The 14,688-nt window shown below is 51.9% G+C and carries 8 protein-coding genes; 5 read left to right on the forward strand and 3 right to left on the reverse strand.

Annotation, left to right across the window (positions count from 1 at the left end):
* Nucleotides 1-85: 85 nt before the first annotated feature.
* The 3 genes from PVOR_RS07605 to PVOR_RS07615 form a co-directional block, all read right to left on the reverse strand.
* Nucleotides 86-364: a YheC/YheD family protein gene (locus PVOR_RS07605; protein WP_327196524.1), complete on the reverse strand. Its 279-nt coding sequence runs from the start codon at nt 362-364 to the stop codon at nt 86-88.
* A gap of 126 nt (nt 365-490) precedes the next feature.
* Nucleotides 491-2,767 carry a preprotein translocase subunit SecA gene (locus PVOR_RS07610; protein WP_006208562.1) on the reverse strand — a complete coding sequence of 759 codons (2,277 nt, stop codon included), beginning with the start codon at nt 2,765-2,767 and terminating at the stop codon, nt 491-493.
* 266 nt (nt 2,768-3,033) lie between these two features.
* Nucleotides 3,034-5,298, reverse strand: coding sequence for a helix-turn-helix domain-containing protein (locus tag PVOR_RS07615; RefSeq protein WP_006208563.1), 2,265 nt, complete (start codon nt 5,296-5,298; stop codon nt 3,034-3,036).
* 364 nt (nt 5,299-5,662) lie between these two features.
* On the opposite strand from PVOR_RS07615, the gene PVOR_RS07620 reads away from it, so the two are divergent.
* From PVOR_RS07620 to PVOR_RS07635, 5 genes are all read left to right on the forward strand, one after another.
* Complete coding sequence (locus PVOR_RS07620) at nt 5,663-6,553, forward strand: ABC transporter permease (RefSeq protein WP_006208564.1); 891 nt, start codon at nt 5,663-5,665, stop codon at nt 6,551-6,553.
* A 16-nt stretch (nt 6,554-6,569) separates the two neighbouring features.
* Nucleotides 6,570-7,451, forward strand: coding sequence for a carbohydrate ABC transporter permease (locus PVOR_RS07625; RefSeq protein WP_006208565.1), 882 nt, complete (start codon nt 6,570-6,572; stop codon nt 7,449-7,451).
* Nucleotides 7,452-7,484: 33 nt separating this feature from the next.
* On the forward strand, nt 7,485-9,104 hold the full coding sequence (locus PVOR_RS07630; RefSeq protein WP_006208566.1) for an extracellular solute-binding protein: 1,620 nt from the start codon (nt 7,485-7,487) through the stop codon (nt 9,102-9,104).
* Nucleotides 9,105-9,466: 362 nt separating this feature from the next.
* Entirely contained in the window at nt 9,467-10,726 is a 1,260-nt protein-coding gene (locus PVOR_RS31495) for a choice-of-anchor I domain-containing protein (RefSeq protein ID WP_006208567.1), read from the forward strand.
* Nucleotides 10,716-14,576 (forward strand): choice-of-anchor I domain-containing protein, encoded by a 3,861-nt coding sequence (locus PVOR_RS07635; RefSeq protein WP_419144499.1) that lies wholly within the window; start codon nt 10,716-10,718, stop codon nt 14,574-14,576. The genes PVOR_RS31495 and PVOR_RS07635 overlap by 11 nt, the downstream gene beginning before the upstream one ends.
* Nucleotides 14,577-14,688 lie beyond the last annotated feature (112 nt).

A 14,688-nucleotide genomic window follows, 5' to 3' on the forward strand; every position in this document is an offset into this window, starting at 1 on the left:
AGGCAGTCCCTTTGCTGACTGCTTCATTATCGTGTCTCTCCTAGTGCATGGCTCGTTTCAGATCGCCTTATTCCATTCGAGGACTCTATTCACCCTGCTTCGATTTGGTACAGTTGAGCGGATACCGTCTTCCGTATGCTCTGCCGTAAGCCACGATTCGCTGGATCGTATCCTGTTCCCTCAGTTTGGTGAATGGACATGGGTCGGGGAGTGTGTTCACTTCGAGGATCCAGGGGGTGAGGTCTTGGTCCACGGCGAGGTCGAGCCCTAGCTCGTTCAATGCCGGATACCTATGGCTCATGTGAGCTGCCACCGACAGCGCGTCGGAGGGCCCTGTTGTCAAGTTGGAATGAAGTTTAAACACTTGGCGTGGGTCTGCACCACATGCTGTCTGCGGCAAGTGCTTGGCGGGTAAATTTCTTGCAGCCAATTATGCGGCAAACGATAACACGCTGACACTTGCCCTCACCGTCGAAGAAGCTGCGCTGCATCAAGCTTTTTCCCACCCGAATATCGGCCTAAACACTTTGCGAATGTAATAAGCCAATACGGTCGTTGCGGTCCATGAGCTGCGCGTATTCTGAATGTATTGATCGCTAATTATATAAGTCCGAGTAGAAGTGGGACTCTTCAAACCGAACTCTTCCCACTTCGCCGGATCATTCGAACCTCCGAGCCTTACAAGCATTTTCGCCGATTCGCTATTTATTTTAGCCGGAATTTGCTCGTATGCTTGGGTGATTTGCACATGAAATTCGTCGATCGGATTGCGGCTGGCAAGGCTCTCCAAGTGGATGCTTTCGCGAAGGTAAGAAACGTATGCCAGATGGTCAGCCCAGAACTCGTCGATATAAAAGAGCCGTACCCGCTGCTCCGAAGGGCTCATCGGCTTCTCGCCTGTCAATATTCCGAGCCGCTCCTCGTATAGAATGCGCCTCTGATCCTCCACCATATCCGAATAACCGTTTAATTCCTTGCGGATATGGAAGTTTTGGCCCATAACAACACGCTGAATATGTACGATTTTACTGCGGAGCACCGGCTCCTCGAGAGCCTCATCCTGCCTGGGAGCACGAATCGCTTGATTGATGCCGAACCGGAGCAGCAACTCGTCCTCCAGGCTTATGAAAAATACGGAAGCTCCAGGGTCCCCTTGGCGGCCAGAACGCCCGCGCAGTTGGTTGTCGATCCGCACGCTTTCGTTCATATGCGTACCAATCACGTACAACCCGCCCAGCTTGGCCACAATTTCTGCTTGCGCGAGGTTGCCGCCGCCGAGCCGAATGTCGACGCCGCGTCCTGCCATATTCGTAGACACCGTCACGGCGCCGATTTCTCCCGCTTTGGCAATGATATCGGCTTCTTCTTCGTCGTTACTCGCATTCAGAACATGGCAAGGTACGCCGGCAACCGCCAGCGCTTCGGCCAGCCTGTCAGACTCCTCGACGCTTGACGTACCAATGAGAATGGGACGTCCCACCCTGTGGACAGACGAGATTTCGTGTACAAGCGCCTTGAATTTGGCTTCTTTATGGGTATAAATCCGGTGCGGATGGTCCACTCGTATGTTTGGCCGGTTGGGTGGAATTTGCACGACCTGCAGCGCATAAATATCTTCGAATTCCATTGCGGAAACGTGAGCGGTAGCCGTCATTCCACAAATCTTCGGATACAGGCTAAGGAAGTGTTGGAGGGTGATCGTACCGAGAATTTTTCCGCCGGCTGAGGGCTGCAGCCCTTCTTTGGCCGTAAGCGCGGCTTGCAGCCGGTCCGGCAAATGTCTGTTCTCCGCCACGCGGCCGGTATATTCGTCAATCAGCTCGATTTTACCGTCACGGACGATGTAATCGACGTCTCTTTTTAATAACGATTCCGCATGCAGCGCGCAGTTCAACGACGATAACAAATAAGTATTATGGCTTTCGTACAAATTCCCGCATGCCAGCAGCTCTTCCGCTTTCGCAGAGCCAGCTTCATTCAAATAAACATTCCGCTTGAACTCGTCGAACTCGTAATGCGCATCCTGCTCGAGCTGCCTGGCCACTTCGGCAAAACGAGTGCCGTCGCTCTCGGAAAAGCCCGGCTCGCCGGCGATGACTAGCGGCACCCGCGCTTCGTCGAGAAGCAGCGAATCCGCTTCGTCGACGATGACGTAGTGGAAAGGACGATGCACAGTATCGGCTTCGTTTAGTGCAATCGTGTCGCGCAAATAATCGAATCCCGCCTCTTTGGCCGTAACATAGGTTATATCCGCGGCGTACGCTTCCTGTTTCTCGGACAAGCTCATGCCCGGTTGAACCGATTTTACCGTTAACCCGAGGAAACGATAGATCGGGCCCATCCAATGCGCATCCCGATTGGCCAAATAATCGTTAAATGTCAGCACATGAACGCCCTCGCCGGTCAGCGCATTCAGATAAGCAGGCATAACAGCAGAGAGCGTTTTTCCTTCGCCGGTATGCTGCTCGATCAAAAATCTCTCGTGCAGAGCGATGGCAGCCATGATCTGGACATCGTAAGGCTGTAATCCGAGCTGTCTCTTCGCCGCCTCGCAGACTAACGCATAAGCATCGACAAGCAGCTCGTCCAGAGGCGTACCCGATGAGGCTTCCTTTTTGAGCCGGAGAGATTCCGCTTGCAGCTGCATCTCGTCCCATGGTTCTAAATTCCGTTTCCTGATGAGCTCCGCTTTCTCCCGATAACCTTTCAGCTTTTGCCGGGTATCGTAATCTTTGAATTTTTGCATGAACTTGGCGGCTATATTCATCGGAATTTGATCTCCCTTCAGTACTGTAATGGAATCAGATACGGCTATATTTCGAAATCCGTGAAGTAGAAGTACGTTCTTAATTCAAGAACGTTGTTAACAAGCATACAATGGATCCCTTCTGGTTATTATTGGATATCGATTATTGTAATATAATCTATTACATTATGGAAGCTATCACAGTCTTTGATAAAACTGGCAAGCCAAAAGAGGATGAGCCGCGAAGGAAGCGGACCATCCTCTTTTTTTATTCCTGTTGCAGGTTGTTAACCGCTTGCATGGGTCTGTACCACATGCTGCCTGCGGTAGGCTCCCGGCGTCATGCCGACGGCCTTCTTGAACGTCCGGTTGAAGGAAGTGATGTTGAGATAGCCGACGCGCTGGCTGATCTCGTTCACGGTCAAGTCTGTGCATGCCAGCAGTTCCTTCGCTTTGTTCATGCGGATGCCGAGCAGATGATCGCTGAAGTTGAGACCGGTCTTCTCCTTGATATAAACGGAGAGGTAAGCGCTCGACAGGTTCAGCTTGGCGGACAAATAGTCGAGAGACAGATCGTCGGCATATTGGTTATGAATAATGTTCATGAACATGGCGATCAGCGGCTCTTCGCCGGTATCCTTTTTCTTGCGGATGAGGGCGCATGCTGCTTCGATGAGCTGACGGAATACACCCGAGTACTCGGCAAGACAATGGCATTCAGCCAGCCTGCCGCTCCACTGCTTCAAGGATTGGACAGAGGTTTTATCAATCTGTGCCATCTCGGCATAACTGAGAATCTTGGAAGCGACGGAATCAGCGAAGAAGCGAAACTGCGCGATGCCCGCTTCCTTCCGCTGCAGCGTCTCCAGCGCTTGATCGATGATCTGCAAGGAGCGGCTGTCGCTGCCGGATTGGAGTGCGTCGAGCAGTCCCTTTTCCTGGGACGGGCTCAGGTTGACGGTGTTCGGGAGCGCCCGCTGCTTGGTTACCAGCTGGGATTCGTCGCGAAGCGGCGCCTGCGCCGTCAGGCCCTTGACCTGATGGTAGGCCTGATTGAATTCGGAAGAATGGCTCACCTGAGAACTGACCGCGATCGTGACAAGGAACAGTTCCCGCTCCTCGTTTAGCATTCCCCTGATGTCGGCCAGTAGCTCCTCCAGCCGGGCAGCTTCTTCGCGTTTGAAGATAGAGATGATCTCATTCTTCTCGATTTGGAACGTGTGGGAGCCGGGATAGCGCTCGGCCGTGATCAGATGAATATGCTCCAGCATATGACGAACAGCCTGATCGGTTTGCAGCGGAAGCTCATAAGCCGGATTCATGCGGAAACGGATATGGTACAGAACCACGATAAAACTCCCGTCATCTGACAGGAAATCCTCCCACTCGCTGATATCGGTGTTGATGCTCTTCAGCTGGCTGATATAGGAATAACTGGTTAGAACGGACTTGTGTTTGTTCATGCGGTCCCGAATTTCTTCCTTCTCCCGGAACAGCTCCTGAATGCGGTTCTGGATCAGATCGTATTCCGTGATGCTTCCAGGTTCCGGCATCGAAGAGAAGGGGGCTCTATTCAGTACTGTCGTTAAAATCTGTTTCACCGGCTTGTGCAATCTGCGGCTGAACAGATAGGACGCGGCAACAGCTACTCCGAGAGACAGACAGAATATGAGCAGCAAGCCACCGGTTAACCTGCTTAACTGAGAAGACACATGGCTGTAAGGCACAGCCGAGACGTAGGTGAGTCCGTCAGATCCGGTTTCGGTAAAATAGTAGGTTCCATCTTGAAGCACGGCTTCCTGCCCTGCCTGAAATAAAGGCAGCTGTTCATGGCGGATGGAACCCCAGTTGTATAACACGCTGCCATCAGCGTCCAGAATCGCCAGTGCCCGATCATTCGAATCGCCAAAAAAGGATTGAGCAGCCTTGTCAATGTCGATGAGGGCAATGACCTCATAACGATTATCCGGTTGTTTGTACACAAAAGGCATCAGCTTTTTCTCGGATAAATCGTTGTTGATCCGATAGGTTTCCGCAGGGAGGAGTGTGAAGGATTCAAGGCGATCCTCATAGCTGCTCCAGAATGAATAGGAGTACGTCGGGCTGGCGTAGGAGCGATTAAACATATAGGAGGCATCGCCGCTGCCGGATTTGCTGAGCACAAAATCATGCTCCTGCAAGTAAATCAGCGTATCCTCCAGAAAGAATAGCGGGTTATAGATATCGCTTCGCATCTGCAGCATCACCTCACGTGCCTTCAGATAATTCACTTCATTTCCGGTCTGGTGGCGAAGCTGGTTATGGAAACCGATCAAATCGGATTGATTATATATATCAAACATGAGCACCTGCAGCCTGCTGAACTGATTGGAGAACCGTTCCGCCGTATCGTGAACCGCACGCTGGCTTGTATCAATGATTTCTTTTTGCAGGCTGGTCTTAAAGAGCTGGAAGATCATCATATAGAACAATCCGAATAACACAATGATGGCCAGGAAGCTCAAAAAAATCTTGAAAAATAAACTGCGGCTTTTATGTTTGATCCAATTCACAGCATTCCCCCCTTATATTTATCCGACGTCCAGGGTTTCCCATCATGATATAGGACGAGTGTTAAGGATGGTGCCCGATTCATGTTAATATTCCGTAAAAAATGGATAGTCAATATTTTAGATTCTAGGCATTGCTTTAGGAAAACGGTGATTCTGCCCCTCCATCCAATGAAAGGCGAGACATCAATAAAATGGTCAATACCCCTGCTGCGTTCGGGTCGGTTATGATGCAAGCGTGAACCTGAATACACACGTAGACGCAGTATAGACGAAAGCGAGGGGATAACCGATTTTACAACGTCAGCTCAACAGCGTGGAAGCGCATTCAAAAATTCGCAAAAAAAGCGTTTGGCGAAGCTGGATGATGCAGGTACGCAGAAACTGGCAGCTGTATGCTCTATTTGCACCGGTTCTGCTTTACTTCATTCTGTTTCACTATGTACCCATGTATGGCGTCCAGATTGCATTTAAGGATTTTATGGCCAACAAAGGCATCATGGACAGTCCATGGGTCGGGTTCAAGCATTTTGAACGTTTTTTTGACAGCTTTTATTTCTGGCGGATTATCAAAAACACGATGGGTATCGGGTTATATGAGCTGGCGGTCGGATTTCCGATTCCGATTATTCTGGCCTTAATGATCAATGAAGCCAGATCGGGCCGGTTCCGCCGATTTGTACAGACCGTAACTTATGCACCCCATTTCTTATCCACGGTGGTTGTCGTTGGCATGATTATGATGTTCCTGTCGCCGGTCAGCGGCCTCGTCAATTTCATCATTACCTCCTTTGGCGGAGAGCCTGTTTCCTTCATGACGGAACCTTCCTGGTTCAAGAGCATCTACGTATGGTCGGGCGTATGGCAGGGCATGGGCTGGAGCTCCATTATCTATCTCGCAGCGCTCGCCGGGATTGATCCGCAGCTGCATGAGGCGGCCAAGGTGGACGGCGCAGGCTGGCTCCGGCGCATCTGGCACATTAATTTGCCGGGCATAGCGCCCACGATGACGATTCTGCTCATCCTGAACATCGGTTCCGTTCTGGGTGTCGGCTTCGAGAAGATCTTCCTGATGCAAAACTCGCTCAACATGGAAGCGTCCGACGTCATTGCGACCAATGTATACCGGAGCGGTATTCTTGGGGCCCAGTACAGCTTCTCGGCTGCGGTTGGCCTGTTCAACTCCATCGTCAACTTCATCATGCTGATTGCCGTAAACCGGATTGCGCGCAGAGTCAGCGAGAACAGCCTATGGTAAGGAGGAATGATGGCATATGCCGCAGAGCCGGAGTGAACGAATAGCCGGAATATGTATTTACATTATACTCTCTTTTATTACGCTCCTTGTACTGTATCCTTTATTTTTTGTTCTCATTGCTTCCATCAGTGCTCCGGAAACGGTGATGCGGGGAGAAGTGTGGCTATGGCCCAAGGAGTTGTCGTTTGTCGGTTACGAGCGGTTGTTTGCCAACTCGGAGCTCATGCGAGGATTCCTGAACACGCTGCTCTATACCGCGACGGGAACGGCGCTGAATGTGATGATGACGATTGCGGCAGCTTATCCCCTTTCGAGGGCTGATTTTAACGGCCGCGGGCTTTTTACGGCGATAATTGTGTTCACGATGTTCTTCAGCGGGGGGATGATTCCGAATTACTTGCTGGTCAAGGAGCTTGGGATGCTGGATACGATCTGGGCGATGATCATCCCTTCAGCGGTATCGGTGTGGAACATCATCATTATGCGAACCTTCTTCCAAAGCTCGATTCCGAAGGAGATGCAGGAGGCGGCGTTTATCGACGGGGCTTCCAATATGCGAGTGCTTCTGAGGATTGTCCTCCCGTTATCCGGCCCGATTCTGGCCGTTATGGTGCTATTCTATGCAGTTGGCCACTGGAATTCGTATTTCAGCGCCCTGATCTATTTGTCGGATCGGGCGAATTATCCGCTGCAGCTGTTCCTGCGCGAGATTCTGGTTCAGGGGCAGATGCAGGAGATGGTTGATATCAGCGATGATTCGCTGGCGCGAAGCCTGATGGATGCGGAAGCGATCAAATATGCGGCGGTCATTGTTACGAATCTGCCGATGCTGCTGCTGTACCCGTTCCTGCAAAAGTATTTTGTGAAGGGTGTTATGATTGGTGCGATTAAAGGTTGAGTACGGACAATTGATGAGGGGGATATGAAATTTATGGTTATGAAAAGATGGACTTCACTTGCATTGGCAGCTGTGCTGGCTGCCGGGCTGCTGGCCGGTTGTGGGAGCAAGAGCGGGGAAGACGCAGCGGATAAGGGAGAAACGCCGCAGGCTAATCTCAACGAGACCGGAATGCCGATTGTGAACGAGCCTCTAAATCTGACCTTTTTCACGGGTAAATCGCCGACAAACGGAAGCAAATTCGAGGAAACGCTGGTATGGAAAACCTATCAGGAGATGTCGAACGTGAATGTGACATGGAATCTCATTCCGTTTGAGACATTGACCGAGAAGAGGAACCTGGCTCTGGCCGGGGGGGATTACCCGGACGTGTTCTACTCGGCCAGGGTGGGCTCTGCGGAATTGACGCGTTATGGCGAGCAGGGGGTATTCATACCGCTGAACGATCTGATCGACAAGTATGCGCCGAACTTCAAAAAACTCATGGAAGAATATCCCGATATTCGCAAAGGACTGACGATGCCGGATGGCAAGATTTATTCCCTGCCTTCCTTCTATGATCCTGCCCTGTTGTCTATGCTGATCGGCACTCCGCTGTGGATAAATCAGGAGTGGTTGGACCAGCTCGGCATGAAAGAGCCGCAGACAACGGAAGAGTTCTATGCATATTTGAAGGCGGTCAAAGAAACGGATCTGAACGGCAACGGGTTGCATGACGAAATTCCGTTCTCTTCAACAGGCATTACGGGAATCATTGACCATCTGAAGGGTTCATGGGGGCTTGGAACGAGCGGGCTCGGCCATAAATTCGTGGATGTGGACCCGGACACAGGCAAACTTCGCTTTACCAAAGCGCTGCCGGAATACAAGGAGATGCTGGAGTTTGTGAATAAGCTTTACATGGAAGGATTGCTCGACAAAGAGATTTTCACGATTGAAGGCGGCGCACTGAATGCCAAGGGGCAGGAGGGACTGCTCGGTTCCACCATCGTGCCGAACCCGGAGACCGTTATGGGACGCAAGGAATACATCGGGCTTGGAGCGCTGAAGGGACCGCACGGAGATCAGCTCTACTCTCACGTAAAAGTCCCGATGGTGCATGTGGGCGCATTTGCCATTACGGATAAGAATCCGAACCCGGAAGCGACGATTCGCTGGATGGATTATTTCTACGGGGATGAAGGAGCCCAGTTCTATTTCATGGGCAAGGAAGGCGAGACCTATACGAAGAGTGGAGACGGTCAACTGGAATACGTGAAGGAGATTACGGAGAATTCCAATGGGCTGACGCAGGATCAGGCGCTTGCCAAGTATTTCACTTGGCTCGGCGGCAGCTACCCTGGGCTGGTTAAGGAGAGCTGGTTCAAGGGCTCGGAGACACTGCCAAGCGCCATGGCCGCTGCGGAAAAAGCAAAGCCGTATGCGGTGAAGGAGATTCTGTACAACTTCAATTTCACGATCGAGGAGACGGATGTCATGTCCTCGATCGGCAAGGACATTCAGGACTACGTAACGGAGATGGAAGCCAAATTCGTAAACGGATCTGCCTCGTTCAGCCAGTGGGAAGAGTATGTGAACACACTCAACAAAATGGGGCTGGACCGCTATATGGAAGTGTATCAGGCGGCGTATGACCGCTACCAGGCAGAGTAAGCAGAGAGATTCATAGACGCGGTGCGGAGAGGTTTTTCGCATCGCGTTTTTGCCTTCGAATAATTGGTTATATATTCCAAATGTGATGATATGATTTGTATTACAGTAGCAGAATGAAGAGGCATATACATGGGGTCTGGAGGAGGGCGGGATAGCCGCGTGAGAATCGTGTTTACCGTAATTGGCGTTGGCAGCTTGGCTTAATTAATGGCTGCTTTGAAGGAAGCCGCCGTCATTTGATTGGCGGTTTTCTTGTCGTCCAGGCGCCATTTTACATAATCCGCGACTAATATTGAGGGAGAGTTAACACTTCGGACGTACACTTGAAAATATAATAAGGTCTAAGAAGAGGGGAAATGAACTTGAAACGTAATGTCATGAAAGTCGTCTCGCTATGGATGGCAGCAGAAATAACGATGGCCTCTCTATTCTCGGCGGGAACCGTGCTGGCGGATACCAATCAGGCAGCATCTCAGCCAGTCAACGTGGAAGCAGCGCAGGGTGGAACTGCACTGGCTGCCAATTTTGGCATTTCTACTGCAGCTTTTCCGGATGCGTATGAAGAGGAGCCTTACACGGTTACGGTTGATGTGTATGGCGGACAAACACCGTATACCTTCACCGCGGCAGGTTTGCCGGCAGGTTTGTCGATGGCAGCAGACACAGGGATCGTTACGGGAACACCTGCAACTGGACAAAAGGGCGAATATACAATTGATGTAACAGCGCAAGACAGCGCATCTGTACCGGCAACGACGCAGTCGCAGGTCACGCTGCAAGTATACGGTAAACGTTCGGAGCCGGTTGCAGACAAGCTGGCTGTCGAGATGATTGGACATTACGCTGTAGGCACCTCCAACAAAGATGGCGGTGTCGCGGAGATTGTGAAGTACAACAAGGACAATGGGAAGCTGTATTTGGTGAACGGCTCTACCCAGCCGGCAAGTTTGGAGATTGTATCTCTTCATGCCGATGGCAGCCTTGTCAAAGATAAACAGATTAACGTAGAGGCCCTGGCGGAAACGGGCAACTTCCAGTACGGCGATCTGACCAGTGTAGACATCAATAACAAGACCAAGAAGGTTGTGGTTGCTGTCCAGGAGCTGGATCATACCAAGCCTGGAAAGGTTCTCGTCCTCGATTATGAGGGCAGCCTGATCACGTCATACGATACGGGCATCCAACCGGATATGGTTAAATACACGTCGGATGGCCGCCATATCCTGACGGCGGATGAAGGTGAGCCTCGCACAGAGACAGCTCCAGATCCGGAAGGCAGCATCACGATCATCGATACAACATCAAGCGAAGTGAGCCAACTGAAATTTGATGATCCGTCGATCATCGATGACAATGTCCACATTCGCGGAGCCGTAGAAACGGATGGCAAGATTATAACAAGCGGACCGAAAACGTCTGCCATCCACGATCTGGAGCCCGAATACATTGCCTTGTCCGAGGATGAGCAGACTGCGTATGTCGCTTTGCAGGAGAACAATGCGATGGCAGTAGTCGATATCGCCTCCAAGTCGATTACATCGGTTCGGGGACTGGGATACAAGGATTTCAATCTAAACGGGGAACGAGCTGGATCTCCTGAAGGACAGCCAAATCAAGTTTGAGAACGTCCCTTTTTACGGGATGTATATGCCGGACGGAATCGCGACCTACAGCGTAAACGGACAGCAATACATTCTGTCTGCGAATGAAGGGGACGCAACCGGCTGGGACGATCGAAGCAATGAAAGTGACGTTGGCAAGTTGAAATCCGGCCTGAATCCATCCTCGGCGGCTGCCCAATTCCTGGCGGACAAAGGGAGTACCTACGATAAGGTTGAGGTTGCCAGCGATATGGGCAATGACGGATTGTACATGTATGGTGCCCGTTCATTCTCCATATGGAATGCAGACCATATGTCCCCCGTCTACGACAGCGGCAGCGATTTCGAGAAGATTACGGCTGAGCGTCTGCCGACATACTTTAATGCAAGTAATGACAAAATCGATCTGGACAGCCGCAGCTCCAAGAAAGGACCAGAGCCGGAATATGTAACGGTGGGCAAGGTAGGGCAGAAAACACTGGCCTTTGTCGGACTGGAGCGTATTGGCGGAGTTATGACATATGACGTAAGTGATCCGTCGGCTCCGACATTCCTGAACTATATCAACACACGCGATTTTACAGCCGGCATTACCTCGGACTCCGGTCCGGAGGGATTGGACTTTATATCGGCTTTCGACAGTCCGACAGGACGTCCCTTGCTGCTGGTTGCCAACGAGGTTAGCGGAACTGTAGCTCTGTTGGAGCTCAAAGTTAGTAGAATCTCGCTGGATAAGTCTTCGCTGACACTGGCTGCAGGCGGTGCCAAGGCGCAGCTGCAAGCGACGGTTGAACCGACTCAAGGCGGTTCAACAGAGCTCGTCTGGAGCTCTACCGATGAAGCGGTAGCCACCGTGGATCAGAACGGACTGGTAACGCCACTGTCCGTGGGTGAAGCCGTGATCACCGTCCTAAGCAAGGACGGTTACGGTGCAGCGGAAGTACCCGTCCGGGTTACGGATGGTTCGGCCGTAGACGAGCCATGGAAGCTGACGGTCATGCATACTAACGATACCCATGCACATCTGAGTGAAGTGGCCAGACGGGCAACGCTGGTCGAGCAAGTGCGCAGCGAGGGCGGAAACAACCTGCTGCTGGATGCAGGGGATGTATTCTCGGGCGATCTGTATTTCACCAAATGGTTCGGATTGGCCGATCTGGCCTTCATGAACTACATGGGCTATGATGCCATGACGTTCGGAAACCATGAGTTCGACCAAGGGACCCAGGCGCTTGCAGATTTCGTGAGCAAGGCACAATTCCCGCTGGTTAGCGCTAACGTGGACCTGAGCCGGGATATCAACATTTCGAACTTGCTTAAAAATCCGGCGTTGATCGACACCCGGCAACCGAAAACGACGGCCAACAGTGGGGTGTATCCTTATGTGACCCTGCTGGTTGACGGTCAGGAGGTAGGGGTGTTCGGATTAACGACCGAAGATACGGCTGAAACCTCCAGCCCGGGTAAAGACGTTATATTCAAGGATGCGGTGACTTCCGCTCAGGCTACGGTGGAAGCTATGGAGAAGGATGGACTTAACAAAATCATCGCCCTTTCCCACCTTGGTTACGCAAGGGACCAGGAGCTTGCGAAGGCTGTTGAAGGCATTGACCTCATCGTTGGCGGTCATACCCATACAACGCTGAATGCACCGGAAGTGGTTATCGACAACGATCACCAGACACCAACGGTTATCGTGCAAGCCAATGAATGGGGCAAATTCTTGGGCCGGGTAGATCTGCAATTTGACAACAACGGCGTTGTCCTCGTTGGGGAAGGCGAGCTTGGCGGCAAGTTGATCCCTGTTGACAATACGGTAGCAGAAGATACGCAGGCCAAGGACATGCTGGATCCTTATAAAGCGGAATTGGAAGAGCTGATGAAGCAGGTTGTCGGTATTGCAGCAGTCGTGCTTGACGGGAATCGCGAGAATGTCCGTTCCAAGGAGACAAATCTGGGCAATCTCATCGCTGACGGCATGCTGGCAAAAGCCAAAGAGCTTAAAAATGCCGATGTGGCTCTAATGAACGGTGGTGGTATCCGCGCCGCCATCGACGAAGGTGAAATCACGATGGGCGAACTGCGTACGGTGATGCCTTTCGGAAATACCCTGTTTGTACTGGATGTTACAGGCCAGCAGTTGAAGGACGGACTTGAGAATGGAATCAGCGGTGCCAAGCTGACGGATTTGCCGGGTAAATTCCCGCAAATCGCCGGCATGAAATTCAAGTGGGATTCAACGGCACCGGCTGGAAACAAAGTGTTTGATGTTCAGATTATGAAGGACGGAAGTTACAAACCTCTGGTACTGTCGGAGACGTACCGCATGGCTACGAACAGCTTTGTGGCCAAGGGCGGGGATGGATACAAATCCTTTGCCGACGCGATTGCCGAAGGGAAATACAACGAGGATCTGGGCTATCCGGATTACGAAATTTTTATGGAGTATGTAACGAAGTTGGGCGGAACCGTATCGCCTAAGGTAGAGGGACGGATTATCGAGCAGAAGAAACCGGCAAACCCTGGTGATGGCGGGTCGTCGCCAGAGCCTGGCACAGGATCAGGCGGATCGGGAGGCGGCGGTTCTGTCACACCGCCAACAACCGGGCCAACGTCTCCTTCGACCGGTGGCAATTCAGCAGCGAACGTGATGACAGGCGATGATCTCAAGATCGACGTCTCCGGTGGGTCAACGGCTCAGATTACCGTTAATGAAGCAGCCTGGAAGAAAGCCGTTGCCGGATTGTCAGCCAGTGGTCAGCAGGAGCTTGTGATTCGGGCTTCCGACCTGACCGGCGCTGCAGAAGCGGCCATACCGGCTGCATGGCTGATTCAAGCGGTGGAACAGAATGAGCAAGCAGTCGTGGTTGTGGAAACCGCTCTTGGCGCTTACCGTCTTCCACTGGCAGCGCTGAATCTGGATGGAGCATTGAAGCAGACACAGGGTTCAAGCAGCCTTCAGGTGAAAGTATCTGTGAGTCCGATTGGCGCCGAGATGGCAAACGATATGTCACGCAAGGCAGCTTCCATGGGTGCAGCTCCGGTGAACGGTACAGCCGTCAAGTTCGGTGTTGCCGTTGGAGCACAGGGGCAAGAGCAAGAAGTGAAAGATTTCGGGAAGAAGATGGTCAGCCGGATTTTACCGCTTCCGGCAGGAGCGAATTCAGATTCCGTTACAGCCGTGATCTATGATGATGCAGCAGGGATCTTCCGATTTGTTCCGGCTGTAAAGACCACATGGAACGGTAAACCTGCCATGGAAGTGAAGCATGCCGGGAACGGCATCTATACGCTGCTGCAGTTCAAGAAGACGTTTACGGATCTTGATGGTCACTGGGCGAAGGAACAGATTGAATCCATGGCCTCCAAACTGCTCGTGAACGGAGTGAATGCGAATGCATATGCGCCTGGCAGAGAGATCACGCGTGCCGAATTTACAGCTATGCTGGTACGCGCCATGGGCCTCAGTCCTGTAATCGAGAGCGGGAAGTTCAAGGATGTCCGTGATGACGCCGCTTATGCTGGCGAGATTGGTGCGGCCTCGCTCTACGGTATTATTGAAGGCGGTAATGGAGGAGCCTTCTCGCCAAACGCCAGCATGACGCGTGCCGAGATGGCCGTGATGCTGACCCGTGCGATGGAGGCGGTGAGTCCATCTGCTCCAGCTGGCAAGGGTACGGACGCTGTTAACAGATTCAAGGATCAAGCTTCCATACCGGCCTGGGCGGCGGCAAATATCGGTCGCTTGGCAGATCAAGGCATTGTGCAGGGTGACCACCGTGGCAACTATGGGGCCCTCGACTCGGTTACCCGCGCTCAAGCGGCGCTGGTTTTGAACCGTGCTCTGGTCCAGCTCCAATGGATGGACTAGAATCAAACTGAAGTCATGCAACCACAAGACCGTCCTTAAGGCTCTCTATGAGCCTTAAGGACGGTCTTTTCGTACAGCATCAAACACAGGAGCAGTCTATTACTGCTGTGAA

Origin of the sequence: Paenibacillus vortex V453 (assembly GCF_000193415.1) — a bacterium.
GTDB classification, from domain to species: Bacteria; Bacillota; Bacilli; order Paenibacillales; family Paenibacillaceae; genus Paenibacillus_AQ; species Paenibacillus_AQ glucanolyticus.